General features: G+C 49.9%; 15 protein-coding genes. 4 read left to right on the forward strand and 11 right to left on the reverse strand.

Annotation, left to right across the window (positions count from 1 at the left end; genetic code table 11):
* Positions 1-46 precede the first annotated feature (46 nt).
* The 3 genes from ACKFKH_RS22015 to ACKFKH_RS22025 all read right to left on the reverse strand — a co-directional run bounded on the left by ACKFKH_RS22015 (position 47) and on the right by ACKFKH_RS22025 (position 1,892).
* Entirely contained in the window at positions 47-724 is a 678-nt protein-coding gene (locus ACKFKH_RS22015; protein WP_446860498.1) for a cytochrome c biogenesis CcdA family protein, read from the reverse strand.
* A gap of 146 nt (positions 725-870) precedes the next feature.
* Positions 871-1,461: a thioredoxin family protein gene (locus ACKFKH_RS22020; protein WP_446860499.1), complete on the reverse strand. Its 591-nt coding sequence runs from the start codon at positions 1,459-1,461 to the stop codon at positions 871-873.
* Between the two features lie 101 nt (positions 1,462-1,562).
* On the reverse strand, positions 1,563-1,892 hold the full coding sequence (locus ACKFKH_RS22025; protein WP_446860500.1) for a hypothetical protein: 330 nt from the start codon (positions 1,890-1,892) through the stop codon (positions 1,563-1,565).
* A gap of 391 nt (positions 1,893-2,283) precedes the next feature.
* On the opposite strand from ACKFKH_RS22025, the gene ACKFKH_RS22030 reads away from it, so the two are divergent.
* Complete coding sequence (locus ACKFKH_RS22030) at positions 2,284-2,877, forward strand: hypothetical protein (RefSeq protein WP_446860501.1); 594 nt, start codon at positions 2,284-2,286, stop codon at positions 2,875-2,877.
* A gap of 266 nt (positions 2,878-3,143) precedes the next feature.
* On the opposite strand, the gene ACKFKH_RS22035 is transcribed toward ACKFKH_RS22030, so the two are convergent.
* Complete coding sequence (locus ACKFKH_RS22035; protein WP_446860502.1) at positions 3,144-4,070, reverse strand: alpha/beta fold hydrolase; 927 nt, start codon at positions 4,068-4,070, stop codon at positions 3,144-3,146.
* Between the two features lie 138 nt (positions 4,071-4,208).
* Between ACKFKH_RS22035 and ACKFKH_RS22040 the strand changes: the two genes are divergently transcribed.
* Positions 4,209-4,880, forward strand: coding sequence for a CIA30 family protein (locus ACKFKH_RS22040; protein WP_446860503.1), 672 nt, complete (start codon positions 4,209-4,211; stop codon positions 4,878-4,880).
* 68 nt (positions 4,881-4,948) lie between these two features.
* Complete coding sequence (locus tag ACKFKH_RS22045; protein ID WP_446860504.1) at positions 4,949-6,271, forward strand: DNA methyltransferase; 1,323 nt, start codon at positions 4,949-4,951, stop codon at positions 6,269-6,271.
* Between the two features lie 245 nt (positions 6,272-6,516).
* Here ACKFKH_RS22045 and ACKFKH_RS22050 read toward each other — a convergent pair whose 3' ends face one another.
* Positions 6,517-6,735, reverse strand: coding sequence for a hypothetical protein (locus ACKFKH_RS22050; RefSeq protein WP_446860505.1), 219 nt, complete (start codon positions 6,733-6,735; stop codon positions 6,517-6,519).
* Positions 6,736-7,022: 287 nt separating this feature from the next.
* On the opposite strand from ACKFKH_RS22050, the gene argC reads away from it, so the two are divergent.
* Positions 7,023-8,081 (forward strand): N-acetyl-gamma-glutamyl-phosphate reductase, encoded by a 1,059-nt coding sequence (gene argC, locus ACKFKH_RS22055; protein ID WP_446860506.1) that lies wholly within the window; start codon positions 7,023-7,025, stop codon positions 8,079-8,081.
* 5 nt (positions 8,082-8,086) lie between these two features.
* Here the strand turns inward: argC and cobM are convergent, their stop codons facing one another.
* From cobM to ACKFKH_RS22085, 6 genes are all read right to left on the reverse strand, one after another.
* Positions 8,087-8,920 (reverse strand): precorrin-4 C(11)-methyltransferase, encoded by an 834-nt coding sequence (cobM, locus tag ACKFKH_RS22060; protein WP_446860507.1) that lies wholly within the window; start codon positions 8,918-8,920, stop codon positions 8,087-8,089.
* 278 nt (positions 8,921-9,198) lie between these two features.
* Positions 9,199-10,068 (reverse strand): prolipoprotein diacylglyceryl transferase, encoded by an 870-nt coding sequence (gene lgt / locus ACKFKH_RS22065; protein WP_446860508.1) that lies wholly within the window; start codon positions 10,066-10,068, stop codon positions 9,199-9,201.
* Positions 10,069-10,416: 348 nt separating this feature from the next.
* Complete coding sequence (locus tag ACKFKH_RS22070; RefSeq protein ID WP_446860509.1) at positions 10,417-11,166, reverse strand: DUF928 domain-containing protein; 750 nt, start codon at positions 11,164-11,166, stop codon at positions 10,417-10,419.
* Positions 11,167-11,337: 171 nt separating this feature from the next.
* A complete protein-coding gene (gene glgX / locus ACKFKH_RS22075) occupies positions 11,338-13,455 on the reverse strand; it encodes a glycogen debranching protein GlgX (protein ID WP_446860510.1) in 2,118 nt (705 codons plus the stop codon).
* Between the two features lie 100 nt (positions 13,456-13,555).
* Entirely contained in the window at positions 13,556-13,936 is a 381-nt protein-coding gene (locus tag ACKFKH_RS22080) for an STAS domain-containing protein (protein ID WP_446860511.1), read from the reverse strand.
* 25 nt (positions 13,937-13,961) lie between these two features.
* Positions 13,962-15,785: an AGE family epimerase/isomerase gene (locus tag ACKFKH_RS22085; RefSeq protein WP_446860512.1), complete on the reverse strand. Its 1,824-nt coding sequence runs from the start codon at positions 15,783-15,785 to the stop codon at positions 13,962-13,964.
* Positions 15,786-15,798: the final 13 nt, after the last annotated feature.

The following is a 15,798-nucleotide window of genomic DNA, read 5'->3' on the forward strand; positions in this document are numbered from 1 at the left end:
GAAGGGACAACCGCAGTGCAGTAGTACGGCGAATTTACATCTAGCCTCACAGTTGTAAGGGTGGAAAGAGGGGGGCTAACCAGAGTTGAATTTGAATGTCCCAACCGAGCAGAATCGCGATCGCTGTTCCTACAATTATTAGTCCTCCGATTCGCTGTAGCGTTGAACTGTACGATCGCAAGTTTAATAATCGCTGACTAAAAAATCGTCCTCCGTAAGCGATCGCCAAGAGCGGCAAAGCAGCCCCCACGCCATAAACTAATAGCAATCCAAAGGCGCTAATCACTTGATGATGTACAGCCGCCAGGATTAAAATTGCGCCTAAAGTCGGCCCAGCGCACGGTGTCCACAAGAGTCCTAGCTGTGTTCCTAACCAAAATTCTCCCCAGAGTCCGACTCGCTTAGAGGGCTGCAATCGACCCGCGGGCAAGTAGCTAAATAAGCGGTAACTCCAGGTTGGAAACATTGCCAGCGTGCCTAAGATCAACAGCAACCCGATCGCTCCAAATCGCAGCCAATTCGCCAATTCTGTCACCCAGCTTGCTGTCAGCCCAATCACACTCCCCGCAACCGCAAACCCGCTCACCAATCCGACTACCAGCGCCACCGGGCCCAGACGATGTGACTGAAGAGATCCCCCCACCAAAATCGGCAAAATCGGCAGCACACAGGGCGATAAAACAGTCAAAATGCCAGCCAACAGCGACAGCGAGATAGAAAGCATGGTAGGGAGTCTTAGGATAGCAATCCTGAATCATTTGTGAAAATCTTCAAAGCGCGGGTTCTTAGTCATTAGTTTTTAGCCTTTGATCGACCACTAAACACTAACCACCGAATCACAACTCAAATAGGACGGCTATAGATGGGCAATCAAGCCTCTTTCAGCAGTTGTCGAATGAGTCGTTCTGTCTGGTCATACGCACCTTCACCAATGTGGTCATAGCGAATCAGACCTTGACGATCGCCGAGAAACAAATGCGGCCAATATTCATTGTCGTAGGCATTCCAGGTTTTAAAGTCGTTGTCGATCGCAATCGGATAAGTGATTTTGTGTTTCTCAAGCGCTTGCTTAACGTTATCTACTTTGCGTTCAAAGGCAAACTCTGGTGTGTGAATGCCGATGATCTTTAAGCCTTGAGCTTCGTATTTCTGATGCCATTGCACGATCGCAGGAAGCGTCCGCTGACAATTAATACACGCAAATGTCCAAAACTGAATCAGAACAACGTTGCCCTTGAGATTGGCGATCGACACCGCAGACGAGTTTAACCACTGAGCAATGCCCTGAAATTCTGGCAGCGATCGACCAGAGTCAGGGAGTGCGATCGAGGGTTCAGGGCTGATTTGAGGAAGGGCAATCGGTTCATTCCGACTTCTGGATGAGAGTCCCAGTGCGGCTCCCGAAAGACCAAGCCCTAGATACAAAAGGAGTTGTCGCCTTTGCCGCAAAAGTTTGTTCATCGTCTTGTGGCTCAAATGGAAACAGAAGCGTGACCCAGGGGAGCGGTCAAAACTACACAAATCTGAGCGTTGATCCTCCCCCTTTTTGGCGCTACACATCACTAGGGTTTGCTTTTCGTATCTTTCATCGCGTCGCCATCTTTCTTCATGGCATCGTCTTTTTTCATTGCGTCCCCTTGTTGCATGGCATCGCCTTTTTTCATCGCGTCCCCTTGTTTCATCGCATCGTCTTTCTTCATCGCGTCGCCGTCTTTCTTCATGGCATCACCCTGTTTCATTGCGTCTCCTTGTTTCATCGCATCACCCTGTTTCATAGAATCTGCGGCTGGGGAGACACTGGGAGCCGCTTGATTGGTGCTGGGAGTAGGCGTAGAGCAAGCTACCAAACTGACGGTTAGAGCGCCGATGACAAAAATCACGTTCCACTTCATGGTCTTATTTCCTTGAGTAATGGGATACGACCGACTCTTGCCGTCGCTTGATTACAGATTGCTGCAAGACAATGAGGTCAGACTGATACCATCCTGAGAAAAAGCTGAGAATTCTAAATCTGCTGAAATCAACTTGCTGAAATCGCTTTGTAAGAAGGCGGCGATCGTGGACAAGCTGCGTAAAGAGAGCATGATTCGTCACCCTAAAAGATTTCATTCAGAAAAGGAACTTTGACTCTGATTCCTGCTTCTTAGATTTACAAGCTTGATTTAGAGTGCGTCGATCGCATGATGACCGCTAGTTTTCAATTCATTGCGATCGGGTTCTCTACGGGGTAAGATACCCAAGTGTCGAGTTGTCCCACTTCTGAAAATACGTAAAAGGTCATTCATGGTACCTTCTGGAACTGTTCTCCGCCGCCTCGTCCCAACGCTGATGTCTCTATCGGTTTTGGCAAGCCTGACTTTGATCAGACCCGCTGGTGCCCAGACTCCCGCACCTTCTGCTCCGCCCGCCCAGCCCGACGATCTGCGTCCCCTTGCTCAAAATGACAGCATTCTCAGCCTTCAGGGTGGACAACGCTTGATGGAGGATGCCACCAAAGCGGTTAATGGCCAAAACTATCCCCTGGCGCTCAAAAAGCTACAAGAAGCCCGTCAGGTTTACAATCAGTTGTCAAACTTTTATCAAGAATTAGCCAGCAGCTTTTCAGGAATCGATAATCGAGTCGCAGACAGCCAGCGCAAAAAGGCGTTAGAAACGGCTCAGATGCGTGATCAGGCGACCTATCAGTTGGCGTTGGTGCATCGCGCCCAAAATCAGCCCGAATTGGCCGTTCCGCTACTGGTGCAAATCATCCGAAGTCAGCAGCCAACGAGAGATTTGGGCAAAAAGGCTTACCAACAGCTTTTAGAAATTGGCTTTGTCGATTCGCCGTTTCCGCGTAGCGCTGAGGGTGGGTCTGCTCCGGCTGCCAATCGTTAAGCCGCGCAGAGTCATTGATTTTCGAGATGGGCATTCCCAGCGTAGCGGGGTGTCCATTTTGCGCTTTAAAGTAACGTGAATTCGATGAAATCTTTCGCTACGGTGATTAATCCGGGTAGCCCCCCAAATTCCCCACGAGTCAGGGACTTTGAACCAGAAATCCGAATTTAAGAGTCCCCCAGAATTGGCAGCTTGGGGGTTAGAAGACCCCAACACCGCAGTGAGCCAACTTCATCGGATTCACATGGGTTTAGAGATTTCATTCATCAGTCTGAATAGTCTCTTGAAGGACGCTTGGCCCTCGTCTGAAACTTTTGTAACCACTTTGACAACAGAGCCGTCACGACTCCTGGCTGTTCTAAATGAGGCAAAATTCCCGTTTCTGGCACTACTTGAAAGTCTTGGATTGCATCTGGGTTGAGGGCAGCTAATCGACGGCCCAACGTCACATTCGTAAATTGGGCCTCCGCGCCCCAGAGTAGTGCAGTTGGAACGGTCAACTGAGGAATGTAAAGGGATAAGTCAAAATACAAATCGCCGCGCAAAAACGCTAAAGCAGAATATTCAGCGTTAGGCTGTTGGGCGGATTCGAGATAGGCAGCCACGGTTTCATTGGTCAGCCGATCGCGCTCCACAAACAAAAACTGCTCCAAAAAGTTGCGGACGGCGACTTCGTTCATGGCTCCGATCGTATAGATCAACTTGTCCAATAAAGGCGTGCCAATGATCGATAAAGGAAGTCTACGACCCGCATCCTGACCAAAATCGGCAAATCCAGACGGACAGACGAGAAACAGCGATCGCAGCAAGTCTGGTTTTTGAACGGCCAGCCGAATGGCGATCGCTCCCGTCAGCGAAGAGGCAATAACGGTCACAGGTTCTTGGGCGATTTGGGGAATCAACTCCGCGATCGTGGTGATGTAATCGTCGATCTGATAGCTGCGTTCGGGATGGGACGATCGTCCCCAACCAATCAAATCAGGGGCAATCACTTGATGGCTCTGAGCAAATGCCGCATACACCTTCGACCATTCATAAGCCGACGACCCGCCGCCAAAATTGTGTAAAAACACCAAAGTCGGACGCGACTCGACAATCGTCCAGGGTTCGCTCAGGGGAGTGTAGTAAGCGATCGTGCCTAACGAGGTCTCAAGATGCTTTTGCCCAAAGCCTGGAGGCTGAAACTTAGCCATTTCGCATTCCTTATGGTTAAGAGCAGATTACACCAGATTTGGCGATCGACATGCTCTCTCTACCGCCTGATTTTACTGGCGTTAAGCTAGAGATAGGCGTAGTGTTGGCAAAAAGTTGGCAAAAAGTTGGCAAAGATTATGACTTCAGAAAAACGGACTCAGTGGGATGCAGGTCGGTTTGTACAAACGCTGGCATACTTTGAAGTGATCCCATTTGTAAGCTGGATTCAGAAAATGTTTCAAGGTGGAACGGTGCGATCGCAGGCGATTGATCCTCAGTCGGGACTGTTGTTTGATTTTGCCAAAGCGTCTGAAATGAATACCAGTTGGGGCGCATTGGATGATGTGGTGATGGGAGGCGTGAGTGCGAGTTCGGTACAATTTGTGGACGGGGCAGCTTTGTTTACAGGCAATGTGTCTACAGCCAATTCAGGTGGCTTTGCCTCGATTCGGACGCGCAACTTTGAGCCAGCGATCGACCTCTCCCATTTCACAGGAATTGAGCTTCGACTAAAAGGCGACGGCAACCGCTATAAGTTTCTAATTCGCGACGACGACAAATGGGACAGCATCGCTTATTCTCATTCCTTTGATACCGCGAGTGGGGAATGGATTACCGTGCGGATTCCATTTACTGAGTTGGTTCCTGTCTTTCGCGCCAAAACCTTGCAGAATTCTTCGATTAACAAAAACAGCATTCGATCGCTGCAATTAATGTTGAGCAAATTTGAGTACGACGGCGGCCTAAATCCTCACTTCACACCCGGAGCGTTTCAGCTATTTGTGGGCACGATCGCCGCTTATTTGTAGAGGTCAAATCAGACTTCGGGGGCCCGTGTAGAAAAAGAAACTTTTGAGGGAGCAATTGCTCTACTACAATGGCAGTGCCAGTTACGCCAGCTTCAGAGCCGTTGCAATACCTACAGCCTCTCATTCCCAATCTCAAGATCGAGCACCGCAATTCAGACCTCAATCATCTTCGTGATCAAGATCGAAAGGCTCATGATTGGTATCGGTTTGTGCTGTCCTATCCGCCGCATCTGGTGCAGGATTATTTGCAGAAATTTGGGGTTGAGTCTGGTCAAACGGTTCTCGATCCCTTTTGTGGCACCGGGACGACGATCGTCGAATGCAAAAAACAGGGCATTCCCAGTGTCGGCGTTGAGGCAAATTTGATGGCCTGGTTTGCCGGGACGGTAAAAGTCGATTGGACTCCCGATGCTGACAAACTGTTGAGCCATGCCCATCAGATCGCTGAAAAAACTCAGAACCTGTTGAACGCTCAAGGAGATATCTCCTTGAGATCGCTCCCCGAAGACAGCCTCAAACTGTTGCTCAAAAATTCCATTAGTCCGCTTCCGCTCCACAAAACGCTCGTCTTGCTAGAACAGATTCAACAAGACAAATCGCCCTACTGTCAGCACGAATTATTAGCGTTGGCAAAAGTATTAGTTTACTCGGTCGGCAATTTGCAGTTTAGCCCCGAAGTTTGTGTCGGCAAGCCCAAACAAGATGCGCCCGTGGTGGAACTGTGGCTCGACGCAATGGGAGCGATCGCGCAAGATCTCCATCACCTTCAACCCCTTTCTGACACAGCCGCAACGGTTCATCACGCTGACTCGCGCCACATTCTCAAAGTCTTAGAGCCAGACTCGATCGATGCTGTGATCACGTCGCCGCCCTACCCCAACGAAAAAGACTACACGCGCGCGACTCGGTTGGAATCGGTGATTTTAGGCTTTATTCGCGACAAAGCAGAACTGCGAGCGATGAAAGAAGGCTTGATGCGATCGAATTCTCGCAACGTCTATAAAGCCGACAACGACGATCAATGGGTAGCGCACCATCCCGAAATTCAGCGCATCGCCCACGACATCGAAGCCCGACGAATCGAGTTAGGCAAGACGAGCGGATTTGAGCGGGTCTATGCTAGAGCCACAAAACTTTACTTTGGCGGCATGGCAAAACATCTGGCGGATCTTAGATATGCTTTGCGTCCAGGTGCCCAACTGGCCTACGTTGTGGGGGATCAGGCTTCCTATTTGCGCGTCATGATTCGCACAGGACAACTGCTGGCGGATATTGCTCGATCGCTCGGCTATGAGGTCGTCAACATCGATCTTTTTCGGACTCGACTGGCAACCGCCACCAAAGAACAACTGCGCGAGGAAGTCGTTGTTTTACGCTGGACTGGGCGTTAGTCAACTTGATCAAGTTTTGCCGTTCGTTGCTCAAATCTTCTGCCTCCCAAGCTGCCAATTCTGGGAACTTTAAGACGAGAATTTCACTTCAATATGAACTATTGGCGTTGCTGACTAGAGGGGTGAATGCGTGGAAAGTGTCCATCTTTTCGCCCCCTAAATCCCCCAAAATTGGGGGACTTTGAACCTTGGGTTTCCCGCCGCTTTGGGGCAATTCATCCCACGATTCAGCAATGCCGGACTATTTAGTGTGGACTAACGGTAGGAAACGGCACCGCGATCAGTAGCGCAAAACCAACGATCGCCATTCCCAAAGACACACCCAATAGTTTTAAGCGATTTTGCCAGGACGGAGATTTTTGAGGAACGAGCCAGAGGAGCAGGGTGGCGATCGTCATCAAACTGCCCAAAATTGCCGCCGTTCCGCCCAGCCAAGCCACCACCAACCAGGTAAAAATCATCATTTCGATTCTGCAAACGGGCTGTTCTGAGTATCGTACAACGCCAAAGGTAGGGTGAACTACCGCTAGAGTAGGGGACAACTTGTTTGAGAAATTCGTCAGGGATCGCACCCAAACCTCTGCCATTTAGACACTAGACTTCAAAGACCTTAAGTTTTAAGATGAATCACGATTTCTTCGGTCTAAAGTCTTATATCTTTGGGCATACCAGATCTTCTTTAAGATCTCCCGATTCAGCATTACAATGCAGCAGAAGTTTCGCCGTTCAATTGTCATAAGGGTCAAAAAACATGGGTGATTTAGGGCGTGTACCCGTGGGTGTGGTTGGCGCATCAGGCTATGGTGGGGTGCAGTTGGTTCGCCTGCTGATGGATCACCCAAACCTGGAATTGGTTTATCTAGGCGGCGACAGTAGCGCAGGTCAAGAATTTTCGAGTCTCTATCCTCATCTGGCCCATCGTGTCAGTCAGCAGATCGAGCCGATCGACCTCTACAAAATTGCCGATCGCTGTCAAGCTGTCTTTCTCTCGCTGCCGAATGGACTGGCCTACAAAATGGCTCCGACCCTATTGGCAAAAGGTTGTAAAGTGCTGGATCTGTCGGCAGACTATCGCTTTTCGGATCTGAATGTCTACAAAACCTGGTATGGCGGCGATCGCACCGATCACGATGTGGCCGAAACGGCAGTTTATGGGCTACCAGAACTGTATCGCGATCGCATTGCTCAGGCTCAGTTGGTGGGCTGTCCGGGGTGCTATCCGACGGCGAGTTTGATGGCGTTGTCACCGTTGCTCAAGCAGGGATTAATCGTGGCCGAAACGGCGATCGTGGATGCTAAATCGGGCACTTCTGGGGGCGGACGACAACCCAAAACTAATTTATTGCTGGCTGAGGCTGACAACTCGCTGGCGGCTTATAGTGTGACGCGACACCGCCATACGCCTGAGATTGAGCAGATTTGCAGCGATTTGGCAGGTCATGAAGTGCTGGTGCAGTTTACGCCTCATTTGATCCCGATGGTGCGCGGCATTCTCGCAACGGTTTACGCTACTTTGCGCGATCCGGGTTTAGTTCGAGAAGATCTGTTGACGATCTACAGCGCGTTTTATCGATCGTCACCCTGGGTCAAACTTTTGCCCGTAGGCATCTATCCTCAAACCAAGTGGGCGGCTGGCACCAATCTTTGCTACATCGGCATCGAGGTTGATCCTCGTAACAATCGGGTGATTGTCATGTCAGCGATCGACAATCTGCTCAAAGGTCAGGCGGGGCAGGCAATTCAGTGTCTCAACTTGATGATGGGCTGGGAAGAAACGCTCGGCTTACCCAATATGAGCTTCTATCCGTAAAAATTCTAGGCGCGAAACAAGCGATCGTGATCAGGGTCGTAGAGATGCGATCGGGCACCCGTCAAATCAAGGGGACGATCGCCTGAAATAAATTCGGTAGGGACGGTGGCCGCCGTCAAAGCGGGACTGATGACATACAGCGTAGTGCGAATTAAATTTTCTTGAAGGGTGACGATCGCCATTTCTGACAGTGCCACTACTCTAATTTTTTCATCGTCCCAACCCAGCCGAAAGCAGATGGCGACGGGTGTATCAGCAGGATAGTGCTGCATCAGTTTCCACATTGCCTTCTCAATATGACGGGCGCTTAGATAAAGGCACAAACTCGCTTGATGCGCTGCCAAAGTCGAGAGTTCTTCAGCCTGCGGAACTTCGGTACGACCACTGATTCGCGTCAAAATGATCGACTGCACCAATCCCGGAATGGTCAATTCCACCCGCAGCCGAGCCGCCGCCGCTTGAAAAGCACTGATCCCCGGCACCACCTCAAATGGAATTTTAGCCGCTAACAACCCCTGCATCTGTTCTTGGACTGCACCATAGAGACAGGGATCGCCAGAATGGAGGCGCACGATCGACCGTCCCGATCGCACCTTCTCAATCATCAAAGGCAAAATTTCCTCCAACGTTTTGTCTGCTGTCGGCACGATTTCTGCGTCAGGTCGAGCGCCCTCCAGGAGTTGTCTGGGCACCAGAGAGTCGGCAAATAGAATCACGTCTGCCTGTGACAGCAGTTTTTGAGCTTTGACGGTCAGCAATTCTGGATCGCCCGTCCCGGCTCCGACAATGTAAACACCAGGAGCCAAACGCGGCAAATTGTCTGAAGGAGTCCCATTCATCACGTTTGTTAGCGCCTCACTCAGGTAAAAAAACGTTTGTCGTGGAGAATCTTTCCGGATATCTACCGACGATTTGGGTAAAGGGGATTGGTAGATGCACCCTGACTAGTCCCCGGAGTAACCCTTCGGGGGTTTTTTCTTTTTAAATCGAGGTTTTTATTTTTAGATACAGCACTTTGCAAATAGATGAAGTACAAAAATAAGTGATTAAAACTCTCGGAGGATCGGGCTTCTTGTCAATTTAACTGTACTTCACTAACTAGAAATCTGCTGTATTTTTACTGCGAGAGTTCAGAATCTCTGGCGTTGGGATCAGGCACGACATCGGGAAGCGATCGCCGCAGTCCATACAGCCAGATTAACCCGATCGCGCCGAGCGAGATTCCAATCAGACTCACAATTTGCGCCGTTCGTAATCCACCAAACATCAGGCTATCGGTTCTCAGTCCCTCGATCCACACGCGACCCAAACTGTAAGCAATCAGGTAAGTCAAAAACAGCGTGCCAACTTTTAGCCGAATTTTGCCGCGCAGATCTTGAATAAATAGCGCCATCAACAGACCAAACACCGCCAAATTCCACAGCGATTCGTACAAGAAAGTGGGGTGATAAAATTCAACATTCTCAAAGCCAGCGGGACGATGCACGGGCGGAATAAACAGCTTCCAGGGCAGATTGGTCGGAGCGCCAAAGGCTTCTGAGTTAAAGAAATTGCCCCAGCGCCCGATCGCCTGTCCCAAAATCAACGACGGAGCCACCAGATCCGCCAACTGCCAAAACGAAATTCGCTTGATCTTTGAGAAAATTAGAGCGGCGATCGTACCGCCCAAAATCGCTCCATGAATGGCAATTCCCCCTTCCCAGATCGCCACAATCTTTTCGGGATGTTGGGCATATTGCTGCCATTCAAACAGCACATAATACAGCCGAGCACTGGGAATCGCTGCCACCACGAGCCACACGGCCAGATCGCTCAACAGTTCTGGATCGACCCGCCGCTTGGTGGCTAACGTTTGAGAAAGACTGACTCCGATCAAGACGGCGGACGCAATCAGCAGCCCGTACCAGCGCAGAACGATCGGGCCCCACTCAAACAAGATCGGACCCGGAGACGTAAATTGAAATGCCAAAAAAGACGTGTTAGACATGGGAGGGAGGTGCGATCTCTTCGAGTTACCCGCAAGGGGTCGTTTTGAGTTACCCGCGAGGGGTCGAGCATAAAAACCATAGCATTTCAGCAAGGCAGTGGATTGATTTTCTCAGAAACGCGATCGTTCCTGTTTGAAGTGCGGTAGCTTCGCTTCCCGTAGGGTGCGTTCCTGTTTTTTACTCCGCCTTCCACGCTTTTTGCTCAACACTCCATGTCTTCTGCTCAAAGCTCCACACTCAAAACAAAAAAGCTTCAGTTTCAAATTGGAAGACCTTGGTGGGCATGGCTTCGCTGTTATCAAATTTCTTCCAACCTACAAAGGCTGTTGGAATAATACGACAGACGACTATAGCTTTTGTTCTAAGACTTGGGGCAACCCAATTTGGTTGAGTAAAGTCACCAAATCTGCGCGAAGATTAGGGTCAGTTGGCTTGTTTAAGTAGTCAGTTGCGATCGCCGCCAGTGCGTCATACCAGATCCCGGCAGTTGCGTAGAAAGCAGCCCGATCGCGACCCGATGTAATGGTCGCCAACTTTTTTGCCTGGTCAGCCGTTAACTCAACGCGCGTCACAAACGATTGAGAGACGGGATTAAGAGAAATCATCGTGGGAAACTGCACGATCGAAATTGACCAGCGATAGTCTTTTCCAGGCTGCAAGGGGGGCAAATTTTGAGGCATTTCTAGCTTGATGATTCCAGCTTGTTTGACCGCCATCCGCTTCACAAACATCGGTTTTGCCACGCCCCGCTCAAACAAGGCAAACTCTACCGGAAATTGAGAAGCCCCCGAAACGTACCAAAAAAAACTGGGATGCCCTAGAGTTGTTTGACCCATGTGATCCGTCGGTGCCAACAGTTTTACCTGCACCACAGCGACCTCTTCACCCCCACGAGAAGCGGCCCCCTGCGTGTTTCGCGGTCTGCCTCGTGATGGGAGCTTGGGAGGCGTGTAGCGCAAGTTCGCTTTCTTCTGAGCAACCATCGTCCCTGCATTTGAACTCGATCGAGTGCTCTGTCCCGCATTAGCTGCAAACGCCTGCACTGAGAGAAGCCCCCCTGCGATCAGGAGAGCGGCCGCAAATCTTGAAATCATCATATCAGTAGGTTAGCTACGGGTCTAAACGATCGCTGAGTTCCGCACCCCAAGCAGGAATGACGGAGCCACCTACTATTTTGTTGCCATTATGGTTAATTGTGGCAAGGGTTAATTGTGGCAAGCTTGAGCTTTGAATCTCAGCGGATGCATTTGATCCAAAACTCAAACTGCTCATTTGCCAACGAGGATGATGAGGGAGCGATCGCCCAACAAAATCCCCTGCTGATTGTCGAGAATGGGTTCGTTGCCAATCTCCCAGCAATCTTGGGGAGACGGTGCGCCTGTGTTGACTGAGACGTGCCATCGCAGTCCAGAAGGCAGTCCCGGAAGCTCAAACCAATTGGCTTGCCAGTGCATGTTCATGGCGACATAGATGAAATTGTCAGCGATCGTGCCGCCTTTGGCATGGTTGCCGCAAAGCATGAAGGCTAGAGTGTTGTTAGAGGCTGACCAGTCTGCATTCCAGGCGCGTGTCCCATGCCAGGTGATGTCTGCGTAGCCGCTGCCTGCGTAGTCACGATTCTGATAATGCCAGTGGTTGCGTAAGACGGGATGCGCGTGACGAAAGTGGATACAGTGTTTGACAAATCGAAATAAACTTGCGTTTGTTTTGAGAAGATCCCAGTTGATCCAGTTCAGATCGTTGTCATGACAGTAGGTATTGTTGTTCCCATTCTGGCTGCGTCCCATTTCGTCTCCCATGAGAATCATCGGAATGCCCTGACTGACGAATAACATTGCCATTGCGTTTCGCATTTGTCGCTGACGCAGAGCATTGATTCCCGGATCATCTGTCCAGCCTTCTGCACCACAGTTCCAACTATCGTTGTCGGTCGAACCGTCGTTATTGTTTTCGCCGTTCGCTTCGTTATGTTTTTCGTTGTATGAAACGAGATCTGCGAGTGTAAATCCGTCGTGAGCGGTGATGAAGTTAATTGAGGTTGCGGGGGCGCGTCCTGACCATTCATACAAGTCGGGAGAGCCTTGAATTCGCTGCGCCATATCGCCTGCACTTCCGGGTTCTCCTTTGAGAAATTTGCGGATACCATCGCGATATTTGCCGTTCCATTCTGCCCAGCGCCCAAAGGCGGGAAAGGAGCCAACTTGATAGAGTCCGCCTGCGTCCCAGGCTTCGGCAATCAGTTTGCACTTGGCGAGAATCGGGTCAAATGCCAGCGTTTCGAGCAAAGGAGGATTGGCCAGCGGAGCGCCCCAGGGATCACGGCCGAGAATGGAAGCGAGATCAAATCTGAACCCATCGATGTGATATTCAGATGCCCAATAGCGCAAGCAATCGAGAACGATATTACGAACGATCGGGTTATTACAGTTCAGCGTATTCCCACATCCACTAAAGTTGTAGTAATAGCCTTCTGGCGTGAGCATGTAGTAAGTCTTGTTGTCGATGCCTCTAAACGAAATATAAGGGCCCTGTTCGTTGCCTTCTGCCGTATGGTTAAAGACGACATCGAGCATGACTTCGATACCATTTTTGTGCAGTTCTTTGACCAAAGTTTTAAATTCATCGACCTGCATTCCTAGCTTACCTGTAGCGGCATATCCCGCTTTGGGCGCAAAGAATCCGACAGTGCTGTAGCCCCAATAATTGACCAATAACTCACCCGTTTGGGGATTGGGTCGAGAATTTTCAAATTCGTCAAACTCGTAGACGGGCATCAGTTCTACACAGTTGACTCCCAGTTCTTTGAGGTAATCGATCTTTTGGCGAATGCCCGCAAACGTACCGGGATGCTTGACTCCAGAAGACGAATGTTTGGTGAAACTGCGAACGTGCATTTCATAGATCACCAGATCTTCGGGGGGAATTTCGAGCGGTCGATCGTCTTCCCAGTCAAAGTCATCCAGGGCAATGCGCGATCGATGGTGATAGATATCGCTCCAATCGGGTGTAACGCCCCACACATCCCGTCCACCAATCACTTTGGCGTAAGGGTCCATGAGAATTTTGCGCGAATCAAACCAGTGTCCCGCCGTGGGATCAAAGGGGCCATCCATCCGATAGCCGTACTCAATGTTTTCGTAATCGAGATCAAACACCGTCATACTAAACACGTTGCCAATGCGAAACTCATCGGGAAAGGGAATTTCCCCCATTGGTTCTGGCATTCCTTTTTTGAACAACACCAGCGCACAAGAGGTCGCGTGACTGGAGAAAATCGAGAAATTAACGCCGCCAGGCACGATCGTTGCGCCAAACGGAAAAGGCTTCCCACGACGCAGCTTAAACTCGCCGTAAGTATGAGTCGGATGAATGTCGATGCGTTCCATTGTGATAGTTCCAATAAAATTATTGGTCACGCATCATTGGTTCTTGGTCATCTGTAGAAGACTAGAAACTAACGACTCATGACCAATGATTAATGATCAATTAACTAAGGACTTGAACCTTGACGTTGAGGGCTTCATAGCCTTCGTCGATCGTGTTGCAGGTGGTGAAAAAATCGAGAAATCCGGTGACGGACATGGTATCTTGCAGGTCTTCGGCAAGTCCTACGAGAACAACTTTGCCCTCTTTGGCCAACACCTGACGGTAAACAGAAAGCAACATTCGCAAACCCGCACTAGACATATACGGAACTTGAGTCATGTCCAAAATCAGCCGACTGTTGGACTCTGCCACGGGCAACACTTCAGATTGAACTTTGGAGGCAGTGCTGCCATTGATGTCGCCGACTAACTCGACGATCGCCATGACTTCATCCGTCCCATCCAGCAGTGTGACTGGCAATTGTTTGATCGTAATCTCCATGAATGCAAACTCAATAAGTGAAGGACTAGTTGGGGACAATCTGAACTTTGATTTTGACGCGCTCTGTGGTGTCAGGAAGCTTGACTGTCAGAGCATTTGCGTCGAAGTCGGTGTAGGGTCGATCGTCAATCCAGCATTGACCAATCCGAATGCTACCGGGAGGCAAAAGGTCGGGTGAGACACGCAAAATGTTGTCTTTGAAGGCTCCCGGCATCGGCTTAAAGTAGAAATCCATCGGCTGTTTGGTGATTAGCAGATTGGTATAAACAGCGCTCAGATAGCATAGCTCTGTGGAGTGGTAGCCGCTCATTGAGTGAGAGCCTTTAAAGCGTTCGTTGCCCATCAAGAAAGGCAATCCATTTGCCAACACGTTGAAGTACACGCCACCGTCATCATGGTCGAGGAAGAATGCATTGTAGAAGGCTGCCGCTTCACGCGCATGGCGCAGATACTCTTCTTTTTTGGTAATGCCATTTAGAATCATGTAGGCGAGAATGGCTTGTTCTTGTTGCCACCAGGCTTTGCGATCGTGCCACACAAACCGATGATGTTCGTCTCCTGGCTCAAGCTCTCTTTCTACTACGTCATACCAGCCGCCGCGCTGTTGGTCACTGCCGACTCTGGGCATTAGCGTTGCAATCTTTTCTGCGAGTTGTTGGTAATCTTCTTTGGATTTCAAAGACTGCATCCGCATCAAGTTCCAGGCAATCTTTAAGTTATGTCCGACCACGGCGCGATTTTGTTGCCATCCCCATTCCTGATCTTTGCTCCAGTTCTCAAAAAACTTTTCTTCAACAAAGGGGCTATTGTCATAATCAGGGAAGTACTTGGCGATCGTATCAAACGTATACTCCAGAAAATCTGCATACTTTTGCTCACCCGTTGCCAGATAGAGGTTGATCAAGTAAGCGGGCGCATGATCGCCGACAGAATTCCAGTTTTTGCGGGCGCGATTGTGTCCTAAAGATTCGGCTCTTGGATCCAGGGTAATCGGATCAATGTGTGAGAAATAGCCACCACCTTCGCGATCGATAAAGAACTTATCAAACAAATCGACCGTCATTTCGGCATCTTTGAGAATGCGCGGATCGCCTGTAATCCGGTAGGTCTGAATTGGGCCAGCCAGCGCATAAATTTGCTCATAAGCCGGAATCGCGTCAAAGTCGTCGCCAAACTCTGAAGTCAGTAGTTTTTGTTCGCGATTGCCCGTCACTTGAACGCCGTGATACCAGTAGATCAAATCTTCATCGGGATCATAAAAGCGCATGTGATCGCGCAGGTATTCGGTGCCTTTTTCGGCAGCTTCTAAGAATCGATCTTCACCTGTCATCAAGAAGGCAGAGGCAAACCCGTAAACCAACCGAGAAATGGTGTCCGTTTCTTGCAGAAAATCGTCTTCTTTTTTGGCACCCGCTAAATGCAAGTAAGTGCGATAGTCGCGGTAGTCAATTTCCTTAGTTGGATAGCTAAATTGCCACTTGAGATAGCTGTCTGCGATCGCCCTGACTTGCTTGACCCACCAATCCGCTTCTTCATGCCGATAATCGTCCGTCGCTTCGCCCGGAAAGACGAGAGATTTCACGTCAAAACGGTGCCCGTCGCCTTGGGGATAAAACACACCATAGGCAAACACATGTTGACCGGGAGACAGCAGTTCGGCGAAGCGTCCGGTGCAATCGTTGTAGGGTTCTTCGAGGTTTTGGGCGATTCGTCCATAAGCGGCTGGGGTGAGATGTGCTTCGTAGATGCGACCGTCAGAGGTCTTGATACCAAAGCTTTTGGCGGCGCGATCGAAGTGGGTGACATACCCCGTCACCAGATCTGAAAACGTAAAATTCATGCGCTCCATAAGAACATTCTCC

It is taken from the genome of Phormidesmis sp. 146-20 (assembly GCF_052939475.1).

What these genes read in the sequence shown, in the direction of transcription:
- ACKFKH_RS22025 (WP_446860500.1), bottom strand. Translation starts at nt 1,892, where the DNA reads ATGAAGTGGAACGTGATTTTTGTCATCGGCGCTCTAACCGTCAGTTTG.
- ACKFKH_RS22085 (WP_446860512.1), bottom strand. Translation starts at nt 15,785, where the DNA reads ATGGAGCGCATGAATTTTACGTTTTCAGATCTGGTGACGGGGTATGTC.
- ACKFKH_RS22020 (WP_446860499.1), bottom strand. Translation starts at nt 1,461, where the DNA reads ATGAACAAACTTTTGCGGCAAAGGCGACAACTCCTTTTGTATCTAGGG.
- ACKFKH_RS22040 (WP_446860503.1), top strand. Translation starts at nt 4,209, where the DNA reads ATGACTTCAGAAAAACGGACTCAGTGGGATGCAGGTCGGTTTGTACAA.
- ACKFKH_RS22015 (WP_446860498.1), bottom strand. Translation starts at nt 724, where the DNA reads ATGCTTTCTATCTCGCTGTCGCTGTTGGCTGGCATTTTGACTGTTTTA.
- ACKFKH_RS22080 (WP_446860511.1), bottom strand. Translation starts at nt 13,936, where the DNA reads ATGGAGATTACGATCAAACAATTGCCAGTCACACTGCTGGATGGGACG.
- ACKFKH_RS22030 (WP_446860501.1), top strand. Translation starts at nt 2,284, where the DNA reads ATGGTACCTTCTGGAACTGTTCTCCGCCGCCTCGTCCCAACGCTGATG.
- ACKFKH_RS22070 (WP_446860509.1), bottom strand. Translation starts at nt 11,166, where the DNA reads ATGATGATTTCAAGATTTGCGGCCGCTCTCCTGATCGCAGGGGGGCTT.
- ACKFKH_RS22035 (WP_446860502.1), bottom strand. Translation starts at nt 4,070, where the DNA reads ATGGCTAAGTTTCAGCCTCCAGGCTTTGGGCAAAAGCATCTTGAGACC.
- glgX (WP_446860510.1), bottom strand. Translation starts at nt 13,455, where the DNA reads ATGGAACGCATCGACATTCATCCGACTCATACTTACGGCGAGTTTAAG.
- ACKFKH_RS22045 (WP_446860504.1), top strand. Translation starts at nt 4,949, where the DNA reads ATGGCAGTGCCAGTTACGCCAGCTTCAGAGCCGTTGCAATACCTACAG.
- cobM (WP_446860507.1), bottom strand. Translation starts at nt 8,920, where the DNA reads ATGAATGGGACTCCTTCAGACAATTTGCCGCGTTTGGCTCCTGGTGTT.
- argC (WP_446860506.1), top strand. Translation starts at nt 7,023, where the DNA reads ATGGGTGATTTAGGGCGTGTACCCGTGGGTGTGGTTGGCGCATCAGGC.
- lgt (WP_446860508.1), bottom strand. Translation starts at nt 10,068, where the DNA reads ATGTCTAACACGTCTTTTTTGGCATTTCAATTTACGTCTCCGGGTCCG.
- ACKFKH_RS22050 (WP_446860505.1), bottom strand. Translation starts at nt 6,735, where the DNA reads ATGATGATTTTTACCTGGTTGGTGGTGGCTTGGCTGGGCGGAACGGCG.